The organism is Streptomyces sp. NPDC090032, assembly GCF_044748025.1.
Taxonomy (GTDB): domain Bacteria; phylum Actinomycetota; class Actinomycetes; order Streptomycetales; family Streptomycetaceae; genus Streptomyces.
Genome location: NZ_JBIVFF010000015.1, coordinates 104,701 through 126,196, shown reverse-complemented (window position 1 = coordinate 126,196; position 21,496 = coordinate 104,701). Strand labels below are relative to the sequence as shown.

At 70.3% G+C, this 21,496-nt stretch carries 19 protein-coding genes; 14 read left to right on the top strand and 5 right to left on the bottom strand.

Annotation, left to right across the window (positions count from 1 at the left end; translation table 11 throughout):
• The first annotated feature begins 20 nt into the window (after nt 1-20).
• The 4 genes from ACIPWY_RS32625 (at nt 21) to ACIPWY_RS32610 (ending at nt 3,202) form a co-directional block, all read left to right on the top strand.
• Entirely contained in the window at nt 21-1,274 is a 1,254-nt protein-coding gene (locus ACIPWY_RS32625) for a sensor histidine kinase (RefSeq protein ID WP_393702155.1), read from the top strand.
• The gene (locus tag ACIPWY_RS32620) at nt 1,271-1,960 is read left to right on the top strand and encodes a response regulator transcription factor (protein ID WP_362907148.1); all 690 of its coding nucleotides are present in this window, start codon (nt 1,271-1,273) and stop codon (nt 1,958-1,960) included. Before ACIPWY_RS32625 ends, ACIPWY_RS32620 begins: the two co-directional genes overlap by 4 nt.
• 257 nt (nt 1,961-2,217) lie before the next feature.
• Nucleotides 2,218-2,511 (top strand): zf-HC2 domain-containing protein, encoded by a 294-nt coding sequence (locus ACIPWY_RS32615; protein ID WP_362907146.1) that lies wholly within the window; start codon nt 2,218-2,220, stop codon nt 2,509-2,511.
• Between the two features lie 241 nt (nt 2,512-2,752).
• The gene (locus ACIPWY_RS32610) at nt 2,753-3,202 is read left to right on the top strand and encodes a spore-associated protein (RefSeq protein ID WP_362907145.1); all 450 of its coding nucleotides are present in this window, start codon (nt 2,753-2,755) and stop codon (nt 3,200-3,202) included.
• 133 nt (nt 3,203-3,335) lie between these two features.
• On the opposite strand, the gene ACIPWY_RS32605 is transcribed toward ACIPWY_RS32610, so the two are convergent.
• From ACIPWY_RS32605 to ACIPWY_RS32590, 4 genes are all read right to left on the bottom strand, one after another.
• Complete coding sequence (locus ACIPWY_RS32605) at nt 3,336-4,226, bottom strand: MBL fold metallo-hydrolase (protein ID WP_393702158.1); 891 nt, start codon at nt 4,224-4,226, stop codon at nt 3,336-3,338.
• 81 nt (nt 4,227-4,307) lie between these two features.
• Nucleotides 4,308-5,786 carry an FGGY-family carbohydrate kinase gene (locus ACIPWY_RS32600; RefSeq protein WP_393702160.1) on the bottom strand — a complete coding sequence of 493 codons (1,479 nt, stop codon included), beginning with the start codon at nt 5,784-5,786 and terminating at the stop codon, nt 4,308-4,310.
• A gap of 114 nt (nt 5,787-5,900) precedes the next feature.
• Nucleotides 5,901-6,554, bottom strand: coding sequence for a cyclase family protein (locus tag ACIPWY_RS32595; RefSeq protein WP_362907139.1), 654 nt, complete (start codon nt 6,552-6,554; stop codon nt 5,901-5,903).
• A complete protein-coding gene (locus ACIPWY_RS32590; protein ID WP_393702162.1) occupies nt 6,551-8,086 on the bottom strand; it encodes a purine-cytosine permease family protein in 1,536 nt (511 codons plus the stop codon). The genes ACIPWY_RS32595 and ACIPWY_RS32590 overlap by 4 nt, the downstream gene beginning before the upstream one ends.
• Before the next feature lie 159 nt (nt 8,087-8,245).
• Here ACIPWY_RS32590 and ACIPWY_RS32585 point away from each other — a divergent pair, with 159 nt between their 5' ends.
• The 7 genes from ACIPWY_RS32585 (at nt 8,246) to ACIPWY_RS32555 (ending at nt 17,286) form a co-directional block, all read left to right on the top strand.
• Nucleotides 8,246-9,730: a PucR family transcriptional regulator gene (locus ACIPWY_RS32585; protein ID WP_393702164.1), complete on the top strand. Its 1,485-nt coding sequence runs from the start codon at nt 8,246-8,248 to the stop codon at nt 9,728-9,730.
• Between the two features lie 180 nt (nt 9,731-9,910).
• Entirely contained in the window at nt 9,911-11,077 is a 1,167-nt protein-coding gene (locus ACIPWY_RS32580) for a substrate-binding domain-containing protein (RefSeq protein ID WP_393702166.1), read from the top strand.
• Between the two features lie 103 nt (nt 11,078-11,180).
• Nucleotides 11,181-12,524 (top strand): sugar ABC transporter substrate-binding protein, encoded by a 1,344-nt coding sequence (locus ACIPWY_RS32575; RefSeq protein ID WP_362907132.1) that lies wholly within the window; start codon nt 11,181-11,183, stop codon nt 12,522-12,524.
• A gap of 31 nt (nt 12,525-12,555) precedes the next feature.
• Nucleotides 12,556-13,539, top strand: a complete 984-nt coding sequence (locus tag ACIPWY_RS32570; RefSeq protein ID WP_401536198.1) for a carbohydrate ABC transporter permease — start codon at nt 12,556-12,558, stop codon at nt 13,537-13,539.
• On the top strand, nt 13,536-14,408 hold the full coding sequence (locus ACIPWY_RS32565) for a carbohydrate ABC transporter permease (protein WP_362907128.1): 873 nt from the start codon (nt 13,536-13,538) through the stop codon (nt 14,406-14,408). The genes ACIPWY_RS32570 and ACIPWY_RS32565 overlap by 4 nt, the downstream gene beginning before the upstream one ends.
• Nucleotides 14,409-14,431: 23 nt before the next feature.
• Nucleotides 14,432-15,412, top strand: a complete 981-nt coding sequence (locus tag ACIPWY_RS32560) for a hydroxyacid dehydrogenase (protein WP_362907354.1) — start codon at nt 14,432-14,434, stop codon at nt 15,410-15,412.
• Nucleotides 15,409-17,286 carry a DUF2264 domain-containing protein gene (locus tag ACIPWY_RS32555; RefSeq protein ID WP_362907127.1) on the top strand — a complete coding sequence of 626 codons (1,878 nt, stop codon included), beginning with the start codon at nt 15,409-15,411 and terminating at the stop codon, nt 17,284-17,286. Before ACIPWY_RS32560 ends, ACIPWY_RS32555 begins: the two co-directional genes overlap by 4 nt.
• Nucleotides 17,287-17,413: 127 nt before the next feature.
• On the opposite strand, the gene ACIPWY_RS32550 is transcribed toward ACIPWY_RS32555, so the two are convergent.
• Complete coding sequence (locus ACIPWY_RS32550) at nt 17,414-18,460, bottom strand: LacI family DNA-binding transcriptional regulator (protein ID WP_393702169.1); 1,047 nt, start codon at nt 18,458-18,460, stop codon at nt 17,414-17,416.
• 180 nt (nt 18,461-18,640) lie between these two features.
• Between ACIPWY_RS32550 and ACIPWY_RS32545 the strand changes: the two genes are divergently transcribed.
• Genes ACIPWY_RS32545 through ACIPWY_RS32535 form a run of 3 tightly spaced genes read left to right on the top strand, consistent with a single transcriptional unit; the run spans nt 18,641 to nt 21,431 of the window.
• Complete coding sequence (locus ACIPWY_RS32545; protein ID WP_362907123.1) at nt 18,641-19,789, top strand: Gfo/Idh/MocA family oxidoreductase; 1,149 nt, start codon at nt 18,641-18,643, stop codon at nt 19,787-19,789.
• On the top strand, nt 19,786-20,709 hold the full coding sequence (locus ACIPWY_RS32540; RefSeq protein WP_393702171.1) for a PmoA family protein: 924 nt from the start codon (nt 19,786-19,788) through the stop codon (nt 20,707-20,709). The genes ACIPWY_RS32545 and ACIPWY_RS32540 overlap by 4 nt, the downstream gene beginning before the upstream one ends.
• Nucleotides 20,706-21,431, top strand: coding sequence for a cupin domain-containing protein (locus ACIPWY_RS32535; protein WP_393702173.1), 726 nt, complete (start codon nt 20,706-20,708; stop codon nt 21,429-21,431). The genes ACIPWY_RS32540 and ACIPWY_RS32535 overlap by 4 nt, the downstream gene beginning before the upstream one ends.
• Nucleotides 21,432-21,496: the final 65 nt, after the last annotated feature.

The window sequence follows — 21,496 nt, the reverse complement described above, 5'->3', positions numbered from 1 at the left end:
ACCAGCCCTACGTTGGTGACATGGCAGTGATGACCGCTAGACGTCCGGCAACGCAGGCTCGGCCGCGCCTCACGGACGTCTTGTTGGCGGCCCTGGTCTTCGTGCTGGCGATGGTGTCGGTGTCGATCGTTCACGAGCAGCACCGGATCTCCATCCGATGGCAGGCCGTGGTGCTGGTCGGCGCCAGCTGTATCGCGCTGGTGTGGCGGCGCCGCCACCCCTTCGGCGTACTCGTCGTGGCCGTCGGCTGCGCAGTGGTACTTCAAAGGCTCGGGTTCCGGGAGGGCCCGCTGGGGAACAGCCCGGTCATCCTGTCCGTGTACACCGTCGCCGCGTGCACCGACCGGCGTACCACCTGGACAACAGCTTGCGCGTCGGCGACCGTGCTCGTGGGCGCGGCCATGGTGACCGACCCACGGACGTGGCTGTCGCCGGACAACGCGGCGATGCTGGCATGGACGGCTCTGCCGGCGGCGGTCGGAGACGGGGTGCGATCCCGCAGAGCCTATGTGGCGGCCGTGGAAGAACGCGCGGAGCACGCGGAACGTACCCGCGAGCAGGAGGCCCGCCAGCGGGTGGCGGCCGAACGGATGCGGATCGCACGTGAGTTGCACGACGTCGTGGCCCACCACATCGCCCTGATCAATGCCCAGGCGGGCGTCGCCGTCCATCTTGTGGAGCAGCGGCCCGAACACGTACTCACGGCGCTGGAGGGCATCCGCGACGTGAGTCAGTCCGCGCTCGACGAACTGCGGGTGACCGTGAGCCTGCTGCGGCAGCCGGACGAGACAGCCGCGCCGCGCGATCCGACGCCGGGCATGACTCAGGTACCTGATCTTCTGACGTCCTTCGAACGTGCTGGGCTTTCTGTCAAACGGACGTTGACCGGCGACGCCAAGCCGCTGGCGCCGGCGGCCGACCTGGCGGCGTACCGCATCATTCAGGAAGCTCTGACCAACGTGCGCAAGCACTCGGGCGTGGACCAGGCACGACTGGACCTGTCTTACCTCCCGAACTTGCTGACGATCACCGTGGAGGACGACGGCCCGTCGCAGCTCACCCGCTCCGACCCGGGAAACGGGCACGGACTGATCGGGATGCGCGAACGGGCCGGCACCGTGGGAGGCAGGGTGCAAGCGGGACCGCGCGCGGAAGGCGGCTTCACCGTGATTGCCGAGCTGCCGCTGCTTTCCGGCCCGGCCGAAGGCGACTCGGTTTCGATGGAGACCGATGAATGTGTTGCGAGGGGCACCGGCGAGGAGGGACGCGCGTGACGATCCGGGTACTTCTCGCCGATGACCAGGCCCTGCTGCGGGGCACCTTCAAGATGCTCTTCGATTCCGCGGACGACATGGAGACCGTGGGTGAGGCCGCCAACGGCAAGGAGGCCGTGGACCTCGCCGAATCGCTGCATCCCGACGTCGTCCTGATGGACATCCGGATGCCCGAGATGGACGGCCTCGACGCCACGCGCCAGATCAGTGAGTCCGAGGACCTCGCCGGGGTGAAAGTCCTGATCCTCACCACCTTCGAGGACGACGAGCACGTCGCCGAGGCGTTGCGCGCGGGGGCGAGCGGCTTCCTCGGCAAGGGCGTACGGCCGGACGTCCTGCTCGACGCCGTCCGCACGGTGGCCGCGGGTGAGGCCCTGCTCTCCCCCGTGGCGACCCGTGCGCTGATCTCCCGTTTCCTGGCCCAGCCCGAGCTGTATCCGGCGGTCGTGCAGGAGCGCCTGCAGTACCTGACGCCGCGGGAGCGCGATGTGATGTGCCTGGTGGCACTGGGCCTCTCGAACGAAGAGATTGCCGAACGTTTGTTCGTAAGCCCGCTGACGGCCAAGACGCACGTCAACCGGGCCATGACCAAGCTGGCGGCGCGTGACCGGGCCCAGCTCGTGGTCATGGCCTACCAGTGCGGCCTGGTCAGCCCGGTGGCGGAACCAGCGGGCCCACAGGGCTGAGCCCCCCCCCCCGGAGCAGGCGGGACGCCGCCGGACGTAGGCCCGGGCATCGGATACCACGGATGCAGTAGGCGCGAATCGCTTCAGGGGGAGGACGCGCGAACACCCCCGCGTCCGGCACATTGAACGTATGAACGGCAGCAGGTCCTTGAGCCCCAGTGCCCAGCGGCACGACCGGCCCTCGGCGCCTGCCCGCCTCATGGTGCCGTAGCTGCGCGATTCCGCGCCTGTAACGGACGGCCAGGAGAGGACACGAAATGTTCAGCACCCTGCAGGAATGCCACACCATCCGTGAGCGGCTGGCCGACTACACGCTCGATGCGCTCGCCGAGGACGAGGCCCGTGCCGTCACCGCCCACCTGGCGACCTGCACCGCCTGCCGCGACGAGCACTACTGCCTGGCGGCGGTGGCGGCTCACCTGATTCCTCTGCGGAAGGCGCTGGCCGACGAGCCGCGCCGGCGCGTGCTCGACCGGCGCCGCCCGGCCCGGACACGGCAGCTCACGCTCGCCCACTGGGCCAACTGCGGGGTGCTGGCGACAACGCGCTGAGAGCGGTTCACGGACAGCGTCACTCCTCCCCCGGTGGACGCACTCCTCTCGAACCGTCGCCGCGTCCCCTTCAGGGGACGCGGCGAGGCCAACAGGTCGGCGGCGCACAGATGTTGGGCAGCTCTCATCAGGCGCGGCCATCCGGATCCGACTTCTCTTGCGGAGAGGCACAACCATCCGGATGTGTCGCGAGTCACATGATGTAAGAGCAACAAGCTCACAAAGATCACAAGGGGGAAATATGCGATTCAGCCGACCTGTCCTGACTGGTGCCGCCCTGGCAGCCCTGGCGATCGGGGGCACGACCGCGCTGGCGGGACCCGCCTCCGCCGCACCCAACACCACCCCGCAGAAGGTCTGCGGAAGCAGCTACAAGACCGTCAACTCGGCGCCGGTCGGCTCACTGGGCACGGTCTACCTCACGTACAACGCGACGAACGGCAAGAACTGCGTCGCGACCATCCGCAACAACCCCGGCACCCGGCTCGACATGTCCGCCTGGATCTACGTCTCCGACACCGACCAGGGTGACCAGGACTACGGGCAGTACACGTCGTACGCGGGGCCGACCTACGTCTACGGCAAGGCCCACTGTGTCGACTGGGGCGGCAACATCAGCAACGTGTACGTCCAGGTGACCGGGTCCAACTGTGCCGCGCTCAGGGAGCACCGGGTCACCACGACCCGCTGATCCGCTCGCGACGCACAGCTGAGCGACGAAGCAGGGACCGGCCAACGGGGAGCGTTGCACCCTCCGTTGGCCGGTCTCTGTGCGAAGTTCCCGCACACCAGGCTCTGTTGAAGCCGGGCCGTCCGTCCCGGGTCTACATCGCGCGGAATCGCCCCTGTTCCACCTCGGCGACCAGCCCTCCGCTCATCAGCACGTCCAGGTGCTGCACCGCCGTCCTCCTCTCCACCGGCCTGACATGCGGCCCTTCCACGTGGGGTCGATAGACGAGCCTGTGCTCGACGATCTCCTCGACGGACCGCGGCTCGCCTAGGAACGCGAGCAGTGCCGCCTCCCGCTTGGCGACCACGCCGGCGAAGCCGTCGAGCCGGCGCCGGAATTCCTCGGCGCCCTCGATCACGCCTTTCTGGTGGGACGTGCCGTACCAACGCGCGTCGATCTCCCGGCACCGGCGTATCGACGCCTCGAAGTCCACGAGACTGCTGCCGATGTCCCCGTAGTACGGGCCGAACGACGTCAGGTCGATGTCCCCCACGAACAGGAAGCCGTCCGGCTCGATCAGGAAGCCGCTGTGGCCCGCGGTGTGGCCGGGCAGGTGAACGACGGTCACGGTGCGCCCGCCCAGGTCGAACACGGCGCCGTCCTCGAACCCCGTCGCGTCCGGCCGCCCCCGCACGTGGAACTCGTCCCGCATCATCTTGTCGACGGCGTCGACGTCTTCGGCCGGCAGGCCGATCCCGGCGACCAGGGCATCGCGGGAGCGCAGCGCGTCGAGGTCACCTTCGTGGGTGTGGACCGGCACCTCGTAGCTTCCGAGCCCGGCGATGTGGTCCTCGTGCGCATGGCTCACGAGGACCAGGTCCGCGGGTGGCGCGCCCGCGACGAGCGACAGCGAAGGGTCGACGACCAGAGATTCCGCCGCGCCACGCACGAGCAGGGTGTTGCCGTACGGATAGGCACCGCGTCGGGCACCTACGAGCACGCGGACGTCGCCGTATTCTGCCGCTGTGCAACCCGTAGTACGCATGTCAGGACTCTCTCACCACCCAAGCCGGTCACCGGTCGAACGGGCATAGGGAATGCGGAACTCCGGGGTACTTTCTGTCGCTCAGCGTGCCTGGAAGTCGGCCAGTGCGTGGACGACGTGGGACGAGGCCGGGTAGAGCTCGCGGTACAGGGCGTACAGCTCGTCGTAGCGGGACGTCATCTCCGGGCGGGGAGTCACGACTTCCTGGACCGGGTTCCATGTGTCGATGCGGGCCTCGGTGACGAGTTGGGCGGCGAGGAGTGCCCCTCCGTACGAGGCGCCGATGGAGGTCGTGCGTACCTCTTGGGCGCGGCCGGTGACATCGGAGACGATCTGGGTCCAGAGGTGGCCCTGGGTGCCCCCGCCGACGGCGACGACGCGGCGGATGTCACCGCCGGCCGCTTCGATGGCCTCGATGTTGTGCCGTGCTCCGTACGCCGTGCCTTCCAGGGCTGCTCGGTACAGGTCTCCGCGTGTGTGGGAGAGCGTGAGGCCCGCGATGACGCCGCGCGCCCGTGGGTCGTCGATGGGGGTGCGTTCCCCGGCGAAGTAGGGAAGCATCAGCAGGCCGCCCGCCCCGGGGCCCGACTCCTGGGCCAGGCGCAGCAGTTGCTGGTAGTCGCCGCTGCCGAACAGGTCGCGCAGCCAGCCGGTGACGGCGCCCGACGTGGCCATTCCGCCTGCGAGGTTACGGGTGTCGGGGAGGGCGCCGACGGTGCTCCACAGCGAGGGGTCGCGGAGCAGTCCCGGCACGGTGTGGACGAGGAACATCGTCGTGCCGTACATGAGCATGAGGTCGCCGATCCCGTGCGCGCCGACGCTCAGCGCCTCGGCCCAGGCGTCGATGGTCCCCGTGGTGACCGGCACACCTGTCGGCAGGCCGGTGAGGCGGGCGGCCTCGGCCGTCACCGTGCTCGCCGCCTCGCCGGACCAGCGCAGCTCGGGAAGTTCGATGCCGGGGGCGATCCGGTTGACCCACGGGCTGTACCAGTCGCGGGCCAGGGTGTCGTAGAGCGGGGTGCTCTGGCTGGCCGAGTGGTGGTCGAGGACATAGGCGCCGGTCAGTTTGCGTACGAGCCAGGAGCTGGGCATGTAGAGCCTGCGGGCGCGGCGGAAGAGCTCCGGTTCCTGTTCGGCGATCCAGGCCACCTTGGCGCCTGCGGCCTGCGTCGTCAGCCGGGAGCCGCAGCGGTGGGCGATCTCGTCGGCGCCGAGCTCACTTTCGAGCCGCTCGATCTGGGGGACGGAGCGGGTGTCCACGCCGTACAGGATCGCGGGGCGCACCGGTGTGTCGTTCTCGTCGGTGAGCAGCACGCAGGGGCCCATGCCGCTGACACCGACCGCGATGACCTCCCCGTCGTGCGCGGAGGTCAACTCGCGTGCGAGGGAGACGAATTCGTCCCACCAGATGTCCGCGCGCATCTCGACGTGTCCGGGAGCCGGCCGGTCGACGGCGTGTTCACGGACGGCCGTGTGCAGCACGGTGCCGTCGAGGCCGACGAGGACGCCCTTGCTGCTGGACGTTCCGATGTCCACACCGATGACTGCTGACTGAGGCATGCGAGCACCGTTTTCTCGGTTCGTTCCGGTCAGTCCGCACCGTACTGCGTGCTGAAGGACCCGGTGCCCACCTGATCGGCCGTCAGGTCCGCGCCATTGGAGGCGGCAAGTGGTTCAGCCGATGCGGGCGACCGCCCGTACGGGTGCGCCGTCGGCGCCGGGCAGTTTCAGCGGCAGCAGCGAGACCTCGATGGGCTCGCCTGCCGTCTGCGCGTCGAGCAGGGGGCCGAGTCCGGTCAGGTTCTCGGCGATGACGGCGTGTGCCCCGCACAGGACCTGGTGGGCGGGGAAGTCGTCGGCCGGGGTGGGATCCACGCTCAGGGCGTCGATGCCGACGGTACGCACTCCCGCGGCGACCAGGAGTTCGGCCGCGTCCCGGGTCAGGTACGGGTGGGTGAGGTAGTCGTCGGTGCCCCAGTGCGCCGACCAGCCGGTGGCCACGAGGACGATCGCCCCGGCCCGGACCCGGCCCTCGAAGAGGTCCGGCCCGAGCGGTGAACGCGGCTGCGCGCCGCGGGCGTCGACGACGACGGCCTCCCCGACGAAACGGTCCAGTGGGAGCTGGTCGAGGGTGGGCAGCGAGTCGTCGATGTGGAACGGCGCGTCGACGTGCGTACCGGACTGGGACCCCATGTCCAGGTGCAGGACGTTCACGCCGTCCGCCACGACGTTCAGGGCCGGGGTGAGGGTGACGCGCGGGTCGCCGGGGTAGACCGGCATGCCGGTCGCGAGCTCGACGGAGAGGTCCACGAGGCGCACGGCCGTCACGCCCTTTCCGGGGCGACGGGCACGGCGACGTCGTCGATGATGGGTGGGCACGGCATGTCCGAGGCGCGGACCAGGCGCGGTCCCTGGGGCCCGTAGACGTCGCGCGGCTCGGGGAAGAGCCACAGCAGGGCCAGGTAGAGGAGCGCGGCGACGCCGAGGCCCACCAGGAGCGAGAGGTCCACGCCGCCGGCCAGGTCGCCGAGCGGGCCGACGAACTGACCGGGCAGGTTCACGAACGTCAGGGCGAGGGCCGCTGAGGTCATCCATGCGCCCATGCCGCGCCAGTTCCAGCCGTGGGTGAACCAGTAACGGCCGCCCTTCTGGCGCCGGTTGAAGACCTGGAGCGAGTCGGGGTCGTACCAGCCGCGGCGGGTCAGCCAGCCGAGCATCATGATCACCATCCAGGGGGCGGTGCACGTGATGATCAGCGTCGCGAACGTCGAGATGGACTGCGAGAGGTTGGCCGCGAAGCGCCCGACGAAGATGAACCCGATCGACAGCACACCGACGAACAGCGTCGCCTGCACACGGCTGAACCGGGTGAACACACTGGAGAAGTCCAGGCCCGTGCCGTAGAGCGAGGTGGTGCCGGTGGACATGCCGCCGATCAGCGCGAGCAGGCACACCGGCAGGAAGTACCAGCCGGGGGCGATCGCGAGGAGCCCTCCGACGTAGTTCGACGCGCTCGGGTCCATGTACGTGGCCGCCTTCTCCGCGATGATCGAGGCGGTGGCGAGTCCGAAGAAGAAGGGCAGGATCGTGGCGATCTGCGACGCGAACGCGGCCGTGACGACCCGGCGGTTCGAGGCCTGTGCCGGGATGTAGCGGGCCCAGTCGCCGAGGAAGGCACCGAACGACACCGGGTTGGACAGCACGATCAGGGCGGATCCGATGAAGGCGGGCCAGAACCCGGCCGACGAGGCCGACGGGAACGACCCCTGGTAGCCCGGGTCGAAGTCCCCGGCGAAGGCGAAGAAGCCGAGGACGAACAGCGTCGACGCCGCCACCACCGCGATCTTGTTCACGAACAGCATGAACCGGAAGCCGTACACGCACACCGTCAGCACCAGCAGCGCGAACACCCCGTACGCCAGCGCGAACACGCCGTCGTTCTGCGGCACGCCCATCAGCCGGTGCGCGCCACCGACCAGGGCGTCGCCGGAGGACCACACGGAGATCGAGAAGAACGCGACGGCGGTGAGCAGCGAGAGGAAGGAGCCGACGATCCGGCCGTGCACACCCAGGTGGGCCGAGGACGACACGGCGTTGTTGGTGCCGTTGCGCGGGCCGAACACCGCGAGCGGCGCCAGGATCAGCGCACCGGCCACGAGGCCGAGGGCGGTCGCCGCGAGACCCTGCCAGAACGACAGGCCGAACAGGATGGGGAAGGCGCCCAGGACGCAGGTGGCGAAGGTGTTGGCCCCACCGAACGCGACCCGGAACAGGTCCAGCGGCTTGGCCGAGCGGTCCGAGTCAGGGATGCGTTCGACGCCGTACTGCTCCACCTCCGTCAGAGCCGGGGAATCACTCATTCGTCCTCCTTGGGAGCGCGCAGGTTGATCAGGTCGTCGGCGAACGCGGCGGGCAGTTTTCTTGCGCGACAGCGAAACATATGCAGGTGGTCGGGTGAGTGTGCACGGCAAGGGATTGCCACGGCAATCGGTGCAGGCACGAAGAGATAGCCTCACTTTGTGGCTGAGCACAAAGATCACGGCACCGACCGGGCGCACCGGCAGCGGGTGACCGTCGCGGATCTGCTGTCCTACCCCGCGTTGCAGTTGCGCCTGGTCGCGGGCGCGGCAGGCCTGACCCGCCCGGTGTCGTGGGCCCATGTCAGCGAGCTGGACGACCCCACACCATGGCTCCTGGGTGCCGAGATCATCATGACGACGGGTCTCGCGGTGCCCCGCTCTGCCGGCGGGCAGCGGGCCTACGTGGAACGGCTCGACGACGCCGGGGTGGCCGCCCTGGCCGTCTCCGCCCAGCTGCACATGCCTCCGCTGCGCCAGGCGTTCCACGCCGCGGCCGAGGAGCGCGGCATGCCGGTCCTGGAAGTGCCGCTCGCCGTCCCCTTCATCGCGGTCGCGCAGGAAGTCGCGGCCGCTGTCCAGGACGACGCCCGCCACCGGCTCGGCGCCCAGCTCCAGGTCTTCGGCGCGCTGCGCTGGCTCACGTCCGAGAACCTGGACACGGCCGAACTCTTCAGCCGCCTGGAGAACCTCTCCGGATACGCCATCTACCTGTGCACCCGCCAGGGCCGGCCCCTGTTGCCCGGCGTACCCGCACCGGACCCGTCCCTGCTGCCCCGCTCGGCGGACGCCCCGCCGACCATCCCCGGCGGATTCGCACTCCCCGTCCCCTCCCCCGGCGGACCCGCGGGCTTCCTCATCGCCATCGCCCAGGACGGTGCACGCCCCGCAGGCCTCGCCGTCGTGCAGCACATCGCCACCGTGGCCGCGCTCCAACTCGCCATGGTCCGTACCGAACGCGAGACGTTGCGCCGCGAAGGGACCGAGATCCTGGCAGAGCTGTTGCAGGACGCGCTCGATCCAGGTGTCGCGAAACGCCATCTGCTGCGCCACTCCATCAAGGGCGAGGCCTCCTTGGCGGTGGTCCGGGGCGTGACGCAGCAGGCCGTACTGGAAGCCCTCCACGACGAGCCGTGCCTGCTCCTCAACCGGGGCGACGACCGCTACCTCTTCGGCTCGCCCCGCCTCGGTGACACGATCGCGGCCCTCCCGGGGGTCACGGCCGGCATGAGCCGGCCCGTGCGGCCCGGGGCTTCGCTGCGGGTCGCCCAGCGCGAAGCCCTGTGGGCCGCCTCCCACGCGGCGGCATCCGGGCGCCCCCTCGTCCGCTATGGCGACGACGCCACCGGTCGTTGGCTGCCCGACGACCCCGCCGCGCTGACCGCGCTCGTCGACCATGTGCTGGGCGACGCGCTGCGCTACGACGCCGGCCACGGATCCCGGCTGCTCCCGTCGGTGCGTACGTGGATGGAACGCGACCGGCGCACCGACGAGGCGGCGACCGCGCTCCACATCCACCCCAACACCCTCTCGTACCGCCTGCGTCGCTTCAGCGAACTGACGGGCCGCGATCTGTCCGCCACGGTGTCCTTCGCCGAGGTGTGGCTCGCGATCCGGGCCGCCGGACAGCTGGGACTCCTCGACTGACCCACGCGCCATGACCACCGCGGGGGCTGCCACCTATGGCGCCGCGGAGCGCCACCGCATCCCTCGGCCACGTCTCAGCCGTCAAAAGGCTGACCTCTCCCGTCACCCGCTGGTTATGCTGCCGCCGAAGCGTTCACTGAAGCGCTCAAACGAACAGCGGGTGTCGAGGGGGCCATCAACATGCGTGAGCCGGTCGATCTCAGGCGGCAGCGGATTCTCGCCGTGGTGCAGTCGCGCGGGGCGACGCGGGTGAGCGATCTCGCCGCGGAGCTCGCCGTGTCGGTGGTGACGCTGCGCCGCGATGTCGAGGAACTCGCGAGGGAGGGCAAGCTGCGCCGCGGTCATGGCGTCGCCCGTCCGGTGCTGCCCGAGACGGAACGGGCCGCCGCTCCCGCCGAGCCGACGGCCGACGGCGGCCCTGTCGCGGTGGTCGTCCCCGAGCGCCACTCGTATCTGTACGAGGCGCTGCACGGCGCCCGGACCGCCTTCGAGGAGGCGGGCATCCGCATCGCGCTGCACATCGCACCGGCCGTCGCGGGGGCCGAACAGCCCATCGTGGAGCAGGCGTTGGCGGCCGGTGCGCGCGGCCTGCTCATCGCACCGCGCTGGCGCAGCAGAGCGACGGAGGAGGCCGACTACGCATGGCTCGCGCGTCTGCCGGTGCCGGCGGTCGTGATGGAGCGCAGGCCACGGCGCGGCAGCGCGCTGCATGCCGTGGACACGGTCTGTACCGATCACTGGTACGGGATCCATCTCGCCGTCGAGCACCTCACCGGCCTCGGCCACCGGCGCATCGTGCTCGCCGCCCGGGACGACAGCCCTACCGCCCGTGCCCTGCGTGCGGCGTTCGCCGAGATCGCCGCGGACCATCCGGACGTCGACACGTGGGCGGTGGCGCTCAGCTCGCCCGGGGCGGCTCCCGACCCGGCGGCGGAGGCGGCGGAGAAGCCCATTGAACTCCCCGCCCTGCTGGCCGAGTCGGGGGCGACGGCAGCCGTGCTGCACGGTGACGTGGACGCGCTCATGCTGGTGCAGTCGCTGCGCGACAGCGGGGTGCGGGTCCCGCAGGACTGCTCCGTGATCGCGTACGACGACGTGGTCGCGGGCCTCGGCAGTACGCCGCTCTCGGCCGTTTCTCCGCCGAAGGCCGAGGTGGGCCGGGCGGCGGCGGAGTTGCTCCTGCGCCGGCTCGGTGGACAGTCGTCGGCCTCGGGGGCGGGACCGGCGCGACGCCTGGAGCTGCTCCCCACTCTGCAGGTGCGCGGTTCGACTCAGGCCCCGCACACCGTGGAATCGCACGCATCCGACGCCACAGGAACCGGCGGCACAACGGCCGCCTCGCGATGAGCGTTTGACCGTTTCATTTTCTTCTGATCGCTCTATTGACCAGGTCCGGTCAGCCGATCAGGATTCCCGTGACTCGAACACGCAGGAACCGCGGGAGGCGCCCATGCCTGGTCGACAGAGCCGTCGATCGGTGCTCGCCGCGATCACCGCGCTGCCCCTGACGGGTGCCCTGAGCGCCTGCAGCGGGAACGACAGCGCGTCATCCGGGAGCAGCAGCAAGTCCGGTACCAAAGGCAAGACCACCATCACGTTCTGGTCCGCGCTCCGCGGCAGCCAGGAGGTGGTGGATGCGTTCAACAAGACTCACGACACCATCCAGGTCGCTTTCGAGCAGATACCGTCGGGCACCTCCGGCGGATATCTCAAGCTCAGCAACGCGGCTCGCGCGGGCAACGCGCCCGACGTCGCCACCATCGAGTACCCGCAGGTCCCGGGCTACGCGATCGACGGTGTGGCCCGGGACATCACGGACGTGATCAGCGACAAGCTCAAAGCCAAGCTGCTGCCGCAGGCGCTCGGACTGACGACGTTCGAGGGACGCACGTACAGCGTGCCCCTGGACGTCGAGCCGATGGTGCTGCACTACCGCAAGGACCTCTTCGACAAGTACGGCTTCGAGGTCCCCACCACCTGGGACGAGTACACCGACCTGGCCCGCGCCGTGCGCCGTACCGGTGGCAAGCGCAAGGTGACCTTCTTCTCCACGGACATGGGCCAGTTCTCGGGCTGGTGCTGGGGAGCCGGTGCGCACTGGTTCGACACCTCGAAGGGCGCCTGGAACGTGTCGCTCGCCGACGCGCCCACGCGCCGCGTGTCCCAGTACTGGCAGCGGCTCATCGACGAGGACCTTGTCTATGTCAATCCCCCCAACAGCCGCGAGGCCGACGCCCAGGTCGGCAACAGTCTCGTCCTGACCCGGCACAGCGGAGCCTGGGACGCGGGTGCGCAGATGAATGCGCGCCCCCAGCAGAAGGGACTGTGGCGGATCGCCCCGCAGCCCCAGTGGGACCCGGCGAAGCCGGCGCTCGGCACCCAGGGCGGCTCGACGTTCGCGATCACCAAGGACAGCAGGCACCCCGAGGCCGCCATGGAGTTCATCGAGTGGCAGGTCTCCAGCCCCGACGCGATCAAGGCCCGTCTGTCCAGCGGCGCGAGCAGCCAGTACCCGGCCGTGACCGAGCTGATCAAGGAGGGCCGTGCCGCCTTCGACCGCTCGTACTACGGCGGGCAGGACATCTACACGCTGTTCGAGAACGAGGCCCAGAAGATCAGCGACGGCTGGGTCTGGGGGCCCCGGATGACCGCGACCGGGCAGGTCATGTCGGACGCCTTCGCCCGGGCGGCGGCAGGCTCCGGAACGATCGAGTCCTCGATGCGCGCCGCGCAGGACGGAACGATGCCCGACCTCAAGGCGCTCGGCCTCAAGACCACCCAGCACTCCACGTGAGCCCTCGCATCCCGAAAGGCAGGTGAGTCCCATGACCGCGACAACCCATGTCGCCGCTTCGGCGGCGGCTCCCCCACGGGAGGCGGACGGCGCCCGGCGCAAGGCGCAGCGTGCGGCGGGGCGCCGCCGGGGCGGCGCCGCGGGCGTCCTGATGGCCCCGTTCTTCCTCCTCCTCACGCTCGTCTTCCTGATCCCCGTCGCGACCGCGGTGTGGCTGAGCTTCTTCAGCGACGACCAGCCGGGCCTCGGCTTCGGCCCGGAGCGCACGGTCTTCGTCGGCCTGCGCTCGTACGCCGCCGTGCTCACGGACCCGTCGTTCCTGTCCGGCCTCGGCACGGTCGCGCTGTACTGCGTGATCTACATCCCGGTGATGACCATCGGCTCGCTGGCGCTGGCGCTGCTGCTCGACTCAGGTCTCGTACGGCTGCGTTCCTGGGCCCAGTTGGGCCTGTTCCTGCCGCATGCGGTGCCCGGCATCATCGCCGCGCTGATCTGGCTGTACCTCTACACACCCGGCATCAGCCCGATCATCCAGCTGCTCGACAAGGCGGACATCACCGTCAACTTCCTGGGCCTGCACACCGCGATTCCGTCGATCGTGAACATCGCGGTGTGGAGCAACCTCGGCTACAACATGGTCGTCTTCTACGCGGCCCTGCAAGCGGTCCCCAGGGAGGTCCTGGAGGCGTCCGTGGTCGACGGGGCGGGTCCGGTGCGCACCGCCCTCCAGGTGAAGGCACCGCTGGTGCGCTCCTCGATCGTCATGGTCGCGATGTTCACACTGATCTGGGCACTGCAGCTGTTCACGGAACCGATGCTGCTGCGCGCGGGGTCGCAGGTCGTCGATGCCCGGTTCTCCCCGAGCATGTACATCTACGACGCGGCCTTCAGCCGCAACAACTACTCGCTCGCGGCCGCCGCGTCGGTGATCCTCCTCGTCATCACGATCGCCGTCTCCTACGGCGTCACCCGCTGGACCAACCGCGTCAACTCGGCCGAGGGGAACGCCCGATGACCACTGCCGAGCTGAGCAGGTCCACCCTGCTGCGCCCCCGTCTGCTGGGCCGTACGACCGTCAACGTCGTCGTCGCGATCTCCGTCCTGTACACCATCCTGCCGGCGCTGTGGCTGGTGCTCGCCGCCGCCAAGTCCCGGGACGCGCTGTTCAGCAGCAACATCCTCTCGTTCAAGGACTTCTCGTTCGTCCAGAACGTCAAGGACCTGTTCGCGATGGACGGCGGCCTCTACAGCCGCTGGTACGGCAACAGCCTGCTGTACGCGGTGCTCGGCGCCGCGATCGGCGCGATGATCAGCGTCGCCTGTGGCTACGCCTTCGACAAGTACCACTTCCGGCACAAGGAGAAGCTGTTCGGCCTGGTGCTCGCGGCGGTCATGGTGCCGCAGACGGTGCTCGCGCTGCCGCTGTACCTGCTCGCGTCCGCGACCGGCGTCGTGAACACCTTCTGGTCGGTCTTCGTCCCGGTCCTGTTCAACCCCTTCGGCGTGTACCTGGGCCGCATCTTCGCCCAGGGCTACGTGCCGAACGAAGTCCTGGAGGCGGCCCGCGTCGACGGCGCCGGCGAACTGACGACGTACGTCCGTGTCTCCCTGCGGATGCTCGGCCCCGGCCTGATCACGGTCTTCCTCTTCCAGCTCACCGCGATCTGGAACAACTTCTTCCTGCCGATGGTGATGCTGTCCAACCAGAAGCTCTATCCCGTCAGCCTGGGCCTGTTCCAGTGGAACAGCCAGGCGACCGTCTCTCCCGAGTACTACCCGGTGGTGATCATGGGCTCGCTCCTCGCGGTGCTCCCTCTCGTCCTCGCGTTCATCTTCCTCCAGCGGTTCTGGCGGTCCGGCCTGACGGCGGGGGCGGTCAAGTGAGCAAGTCCCGCGTGGCGCTGGCCATGTCCCCCCAGGCCGCGGCGGCCGTCTTCACGCCGCGGTCCGTGGCCGCGCTCGCGGAGGTGTGCGACCTGGCGCCGCTGCCCGTCCTGGACGACCTGACGACCGTACGGGCCAAGGATGTCCTCGCCGATGTCGAGGTGCTGGTCACCGGCTGGGGCTGCCTGCCGCTGGACGCGGACGTACTCGCATCGGCGCCGCACCTGAAGGCCGTGGTGCACGCGGCCGGTTCGGTGCGCGGGCACGTCACCGACGCCTGCTGGGAACGGGGTGTCGAGGTGTCCTCGGCCGCCGCGGCCAACGCGCTGCCGGTCGCGGAGTACACCCTCGCGATGATCCTGCTGGAGGGGAAGGGCGTCCTGGAGCGGGCCCGCGAGTTCCGTCGGGTCCGTGAGCGGGACAACTGGCTGCTGACCACGCAAAAGGTGGGCAACTACCGCCGAACGGTGGGTCTCCTGTCCGCGTCCTTGATCGGCCGCCGGGTGATCGAGCTGCTGCGGCCCTTCGACTTCGAGGTGCTGCTGCACGACCCGTACGTCACCGAGGCCGAGGCGGCCGAACTGGGCGTGGAGTGGGTGGCACTGTCCGAACTCTTCGCCCGCAGCGATCTGTTGAGCGTGCATACCCCACTGCTGCCGGCCACACGTGGGCTCGTCAGCCGGGAGCTGATCGGTTCGATGCGGCCCGGGGCCACCCTGATCAACACCTCGCGCGGCGCAGTCGTCGACCAGGACGCGCTCACCGACGTGGTGCGCGCAGGCCACATCCGGGCGGTGCTCGACGTAACGGACCCGGAAGTCCTCCCGGCCGCCCACCCGTTGTGGACATGCCCGAACGTACTGATCACCCCTCACCTCGCGGGTTCCCAGGGCAACGAGTGGGAACGCCTCGCCGACACGGCCGTCGGCGAGGTGGCCCGGTGGGCCGCGGGCGACGGTTTCGCCCATCCCGTACGACGCGAAAGGCTGGCGTTCCTCGCATGACCATCCCGTTCGAACTGCCCGAAGAAGACCGTGAGTTGAGCCCCTTCACCGGGTACACGCGAGAGCACTGGGAGGCCGTCGCCGACGGGCTGCTCGGCGCCGCGTGGCGTTGGGCGACGCCCGAGGGCGCCCTGCTCGACCTGCCGGGCCGCCCCTCCGCGTCCGGGGTCCGCTCGGACGGCCTCGAAGGCTTCGCCCGTACGTTCCTGGCGGCCGGTTTCCGGGTCGCGGGCGCCGGCGGGAAGGACCCGCACGGCTGGCTGGACCGGTACGCGCAGGGCCTGACGGCGGGCACGCGGACGCCCGGCCGGGACGACGCCGAGTCGTGGCCGCTGATCCTCGACCACCATGTGCAGGGCCAGCCGATGGTCGAGTCCGCGTCCGTGGCACTCGGCCTCTCGCTGACCCGGCCCTGGCTGTGGGACCGTCTCGACGGCGACGTGCAGGACCGGGCGGAGAAGTGGCTGCGTGGCGCGATCGATCACACGCCCGCACCCAACAACTGGTACCTGTTCCCGTTCACGGTGGCGTCGTTCCTGGAGTCGGTCGGCCGTGGCGACGAGGCCACGACGCGCGCCATGGTGCGGGCACTCGAGCTCATGGAGACGTGGTACCGGGGCGACGGCTGGTATGCGGACGGTGACGGGCAGGCCTTCGACCACTACAACGGGTGGGCGCTGCATCTGTACCCGATGCTGCACGCGCACCGGTCCGGCGACACCGCGCTGACCGGCCGGTTCGGGCCGCGGCTGCGCGAGCACCTCGAAGGGTTCTCGCTGCTCTTCGGCGCGGACGGGGCGCCGATCCACTTCGGGCGTTCGCTGACCTACCGGTTCGCGGCATCGGCGGCCGTCGGCATCGGCGCCGTCACCGGCCACACCCCGCTGACGCCGGGCACCTCGCGCCGCCTCATCAGCGGGAACCTGCGTCACTTCCTGGACCGGGGCGGAGTGACGGACGACGGGCTGCTGAGCCTCGGCTGGCACGGCCCGCACGAGGCGACGCTGCAGACCTATTCGGGGCCGGCGTCCCCGTACTGGGCGTCGAAGGGGTTCGTGGCGCTGCTCGCGCCGGAGGACGACCCGCTGTGGACGGCGACCGAGGAGCCCGCGCCGAGCGAGGGCACGGACCGGGTGCTCGCGCTGCCCGCGCCGGGACTGCTCGTCCAGTCGACGCAGGCCGACGGGATCGTACGGCTCCACAACCACGGCAGCGACCATGTCCGCCCGCACGAAGGGGAGTCGGCCGCTCAGGAGGACCCGCTCTACGGCCGCCAGGCGTACTCGACGCACACCGGGCCGACGTCCCGGTCGAATGTCGCGGACAATCATCTGTCGGTCGTGGTCGGCGGAGTCGCGAGCGGGCGGCGCCGGATCCGTCCGCTGGGTGCGGGGCAGGGCGACGGGTGGGGTTGGGCCGCGTCCTGGCATCTGCCGGTGTTCGCTTCGGGGCCACCGACGGTGCCGGGACTGCGCGTGGAGAGCGTGACCGTGGCCCATGGGCGCTACGAGCTGCGGGTTCACCGGGTCGTGGGGGCGCCGCGCGGAGCGGGGGTCACGCTCACCGGATGGGCCTCGGACGCGTTGAGTTCCGAGCTGCACGGCCTGCACGGATGGGGCGAACGGGACGAGGTGCGGGCGCCGCAGGGCACGGCGTACGAGCCGTGGGTTCGGGTGCCGCGGCTCTCGGGCGAGGCCGAGGGAACGGCGGTGTTCGCGGCGCTGGCGTCGTTGAGCGCCGGCGGATCGAGCGCGCCGCTCGCCGAGGCCGTGTCCGAAGTGTCTTTCATCGACGGGGAGTTGCGCGTGCGATGGGCCGGTGACGGCCTGCAGACCGTCGTGGCCTTCGAGCCGTTGCGCGTCAGCCATGGGTGAGGCTCAGGGCTGTTCCTGAGCGACACCCATGACCGAGGCTCAGGGCTGTTCGTGAAGTTCGGCTCTGTTCGGGGCCACTACGCCTCGCCTGCGGTCCGCACGTGCGGGCCGCGGGCGAGGGCCGCCTTCAGGCGGTAAGCAGCTGCTGCCGCTCTCCGCTCGTGGACTCCCGCACCTCCAGCCAGTAGGGGGCCATGTGGACCTCGAACGGTGGGGCCTCGTCCGCGCGGATGCGGGTGACCAGACACTTCACGGCCAGGGAGGCGATCGCGGCCTTGTCGGGAATCACCGAGGTGAGAGAGGGCGTGCTGTACAGCGCTTCCTCAGAGCCGTCGATGCTCGCCATGGCGATGTCCCCGGGGACGTGCAGGCCGGCTTCGAACACGGCTCGTTGGGCTCCGACGGCCAGCAGGTCGCTGAAGCAGAACACCGCGTCGGGCCGTACATCCGCCGGCAGCGCGAGCAGGGTGCTCATCGCCAGCAGTCCGTTGCGACGGTCGAACTCCGTCACCTGTGGCGAAAGCCTCGGGTCGTACGTCAACCCGGCTTCGTGCAGGGCGAGTTGGAATCCTTCGAGGCGCTGTCGGCTGGTCGCGGACGCCGGTCGGTCGACCCCGACGGCGGCGATCCGGGTGCGTCCGAGACCGGCGAGGTGCGCGGTGACCTCGCGAGCCGCGGCGACGTTGTCCACCAGGACGTGGTCGGCGACGACACGGTCAGCCGCGTAGCTGCGCTCGCCGAGCAGCACCAGAGGGAACTCGTCGGCCACAGGCGCGAGTTCACCGGGCGAGACATGCAGCGGCGAAAGGATCACGCCGTCCAGCAGCGACGCCCCGACACCGGTCGCCAGACGCAGCTCTTCCCTGGCGTCCCCCAGCGTCTCCTCGATCAGGACGGTGAAGCCCAGCGCCGCGGCCTCTGTCCTCACATGGTGCGCGAGTTCCGCGAAGTAGGGCGTCGCGAGGTCCGGGACGGCCAGCGCGATCAGACCGCTGCGCCCGGTTCTCAGTCTTCGCGCCGACGGATTGGGCCGGTAGCCGAGTTCCGCCACGGCGCCCATCACCCGCGTCCTGGTGGCCTCTGACACCTTGGGTGCGCCACGTACAACGTTGGACACGGTCTTGATCGACACTCCGGCCCGCTCCGCCACGTCTTTGAGTGTCACTGCTGCCATAGGTCGGCCCCCCGTACTCGAAGTTCCCCCAGATTATGCACCTGTGAGCACGTATCACCGGTGTTCCGGCCGCCTGCAACTCTTTCCGACGAGGGGGTTGACCCTGCGGATACGCGACGGTTACAACGTTGGAACTACCTCACGGCAAGCGCTTGCCGTCCGTCTTTCGAGAGGTTCCCCATGTCTCCAGAGCGTCCCCACCGTCCGCTGCGCGCGGCCGTCGTCGGAGCCGGCGGTATCGCACGGTCCAGCCATCTGCCGGCCCTGCGGACGCTGGCCGAGGAAGGGGAGACGGAGGTCGTGGCCGTGGTCGACGTGGACGACACCGCGGTGCGCGCGTTCGCCGACGCGTTCCAGATCCCGTACGCGTCCACGGATCTCGACGCGATGCTCGCCGAAGTACGCCCGGATCTCGTGGTGTTGTGCACCCCGCCGGCCGTGCACCGCGAGCAGTCCGTCGCGGCGCTGCGAGCCGGTGCCTGGGTCTGGTGCGAGAAGCCGCCGTGCCCTTCGCTGGCCGACTACGACGCCGTCGAGGCGTCGGAGAAGGGGGGTGACGGGGACCCGTACGCGTCGATCGTCTTCCAGCACCGCTTCGGCTCCGGCGCCCGGCACGTGCGCCGCCTGCTGCGCGAGGGCGCGTTCGGCCGGCCACTGGTGGCGCACTGCCAGACCACCTGGTACCGGGACACCGCCTACTACGCCGTGCCGTGGCGCGGCCGTTGGGCGACCGAGGGCGGCGGCCCGGCCATGGGGCACGGCATCCATCAGACGGACCTGCTGTTGGATCTGATGGGTCCGTGGGCGGAGGTGCGCGGCATGGCGGCCCGCCTCGTGCACGACGTGGAGACCGAGGACGTGTCGACCGCCCAGATCCGGTTCGCCGACGGCGCCGTCGGCACGGTCGTCAACAGCGTCCTCAGCCCCGACGAGGTCAGTCGCATACGCATCGACTGCGAGCTCGCGACGATCGAGCTGACGCACCTGTACGGCTACCGCAACGCCGACTGGCGCGTCACGCCGGCCCCCGGTGTCCCCGAGGAGACCGTGGCCGCCTGGCACGACTTCGGCGCGGACGAGCCCAGTTCGCACCTCGCCCAACTGCGGTCGCTCGTCGCCGACATCAAGGCCGGACGACGCCACGCGACCAGCGGCGCCGGCGGCCGCCGGACGCTGGAGTTCATCACCGCTCTGTACAAGTCCGCGTTCACCGACGCTCCCGTCCGCGCCGGTGACATCGGCCCCGGCGACCCCTTCTACACCGCCCTGCACGGCGACGCCCCGGGCTGGGCGCCTGCCGGCCCCCACCAGGAAAGGGAATCCGCATGACACTCGCGCTGACCCACACCCACGGAGACCGCATCACCGTCGCCCACGCCGCCACCGGCACCGAGCTGATCGCCTACGTCTACCGGCCCGAAGCCGCGTGGGAGGCCCCCAAGCCGTACCTGCACCCCGTCCGCACGCTGTCCGGCGCGGTCGTCACCGACTACCGCCCCAACGACCACCGGTGGCACAAGGGACTCCAGCTGACGGCCTCGCACCTGTCGGGCCAGAACCTGTGGGGCGGCAACACCTACGTGCACGGAGACGGATACCTCGCCCTGCCGGAGAAGGTCGGTTCGATGGCGCACGTGGCCTTCGAGGAGGTCTCCGCAGCGGACGGCCGCGCCGTCATCGCCGAGCGCCTGACCTGGCACCCGCACGACAAGGAGCTGTGGGCGGACGAGGAACGCCGCATCGAGGTGCGCGACGTGGACGCGGACTCCGGCAGCTGGTCGCTGACGTGGACCTCGGCCGTCACCAACCGGCGCGACGAGCCACTGCGCTTCGGCAGCCCCACCACCCACGGCCGGCCCGCGGCCGGATACACCGGGCTGTTCTGGCGCGGCCCCCGGGCCTTCCGCGACGGACAGGTCTTCACCGCCGAAGCGGACGGCGGCGACCTGATGGGCAGCCAGGCCACCTGGCTGGCGTACATCGGCGAGCACGACGCCCGCGACGGTCACGCGACACTCGTCTTCGAGCACGCCGCCGCCAACGACCACGCGGGAGACAAGGGAACGCACCCCGCGCACTGGTTCGTACGCAGTGACCCGTTCGCCGCGGTCGCGCCGTCCTGGGCCTTCCACGAGGAACTCGTCCTCGCCCCCGGCGACACACTCACCCGTAGCTACCGCGTGACGATCGCCGACGGCGTCTGGGACCGCGAGCAGGTCGCCGCACACCTGCGGGACCACGCGTGGTGAGCGCCACGTACGACGGCTTCCCGGCGGCGGTGGGAGTCTCCCGGCTGACCGTCTACGACTGGCCCACCGTCGACGGCCGGCCCGGCGGCGGCACCCCGCATCTTCACCTCACGTGCAGCGAGGGATACGTGGTGACGGCCGGCCGGGGCACGGTCCAGACGCTGACCACATCCGGCTACCAGGAGACGCCCCTGGAGGCGGGCACCGTGGCCTGGTTCACGCCCGGCACGATCCATCGCCTCACCAATGACGGCGGACTGCAGATCACCGTCGTGATGCAGAACAGCGGCCTGCCGGAGGCGGGCGACGCGGTGCTCACCCTCCCCCAGCGCCTCCTCGGCGACGCCGAGACGTACGCCACCGCGATCCGGATTCCCACCGACGTCCCCGAGGCCGAGCAGGTGGAGGTCGCCCGCGCCCGCCGCGATCTGGCGACCCGCCGGTTCCTGGAACTGCGCGAAGCCACCGAGGGTGGCGATCCGGAACCGCTGGCGGCGTTCCAGCGGGCCGCCGCCGAGTTGGTCCTCCCGCGCCTCGACGCCTGGGAGCGGCGCTGGCAGGACGGCGCCCACGCCGCCGCGGCGGCGACCGGATCCCAACTCGCCTCGCTGCGCGCGAACGACGCCGGACACCTGGCCCGGGCCGGGGTGAGCGCGACCGGGCCGACCGCCCGGGGACGCTTCGGCATGTGCGGCCGCCTGGACATCTACCCCGGCATCTGACATCCGTCCGCGGGACCGCTCACCCACCCGGGCCCCTGCCCCTGCTTCTCCCCCTCCACCCTCGT

What these genes read in the sequence shown, in the direction of transcription:
- ACIPWY_RS32610 (WP_362907145.1), top strand. Translation starts at nt 2,753, where the DNA reads ATGCGATTCAGCCGACCTGTCCTGACTGGTGCCGCCCTGGCAGCCCTG.
- ACIPWY_RS32590 (WP_393702162.1), bottom strand. Translation starts at nt 8,086, where the DNA reads ATGAGTGATTCCCCGGCTCTGACGGAGGTGGAGCAGTACGGCGTCGAA.
- ACIPWY_RS32625 (WP_393702155.1), top strand. Translation starts at nt 21, where the DNA reads ATGGCAGTGATGACCGCTAGACGTCCGGCAACGCAGGCTCGGCCGCGC.
- ACIPWY_RS32615 (WP_362907146.1), top strand. Translation starts at nt 2,218, where the DNA reads ATGTTCAGCACCCTGCAGGAATGCCACACCATCCGTGAGCGGCTGGCC.
- ACIPWY_RS32570 (WP_401536198.1), top strand. Translation starts at nt 12,556, where the DNA reads ATGACCGCGACAACCCATGTCGCCGCTTCGGCGGCGGCTCCCCCACGG.
- ACIPWY_RS32550 (WP_393702169.1), bottom strand. Translation starts at nt 18,460, where the DNA reads ATGGCAGCAGTGACACTCAAAGACGTGGCGGAGCGGGCCGGAGTGTCG.
- ACIPWY_RS32545 (WP_362907123.1), top strand. Translation starts at nt 18,641, where the DNA reads ATGTCTCCAGAGCGTCCCCACCGTCCGCTGCGCGCGGCCGTCGTCGGA.
- ACIPWY_RS32575 (WP_362907132.1), top strand. Translation starts at nt 11,181, where the DNA reads ATGCCTGGTCGACAGAGCCGTCGATCGGTGCTCGCCGCGATCACCGCG.
- ACIPWY_RS32600 (WP_393702160.1), bottom strand. Translation starts at nt 5,786, where the DNA reads ATGCCTCAGTCAGCAGTCATCGGTGTGGACATCGGAACGTCCAGCAGC.
- ACIPWY_RS32540 (WP_393702171.1), top strand. Translation starts at nt 19,786, where the DNA reads ATGACACTCGCGCTGACCCACACCCACGGAGACCGCATCACCGTCGCC.
- ACIPWY_RS32580 (WP_393702166.1), top strand. Translation starts at nt 9,911, where the DNA reads ATGCGTGAGCCGGTCGATCTCAGGCGGCAGCGGATTCTCGCCGTGGTG.
- ACIPWY_RS32565 (WP_362907128.1), top strand. Translation starts at nt 13,536, where the DNA reads ATGACCACTGCCGAGCTGAGCAGGTCCACCCTGCTGCGCCCCCGTCTG.
- ACIPWY_RS32555 (WP_362907127.1), top strand. Translation starts at nt 15,409, where the DNA reads ATGACCATCCCGTTCGAACTGCCCGAAGAAGACCGTGAGTTGAGCCCC.
- ACIPWY_RS32560 (WP_362907354.1), top strand. Translation starts at nt 14,432, where the DNA reads ATGTCCCCCCAGGCCGCGGCGGCCGTCTTCACGCCGCGGTCCGTGGCC.
- ACIPWY_RS32605 (WP_393702158.1), bottom strand. Translation starts at nt 4,226, where the DNA reads ATGCGTACTACGGGTTGCACAGCGGCAGAATACGGCGACGTCCGCGTG.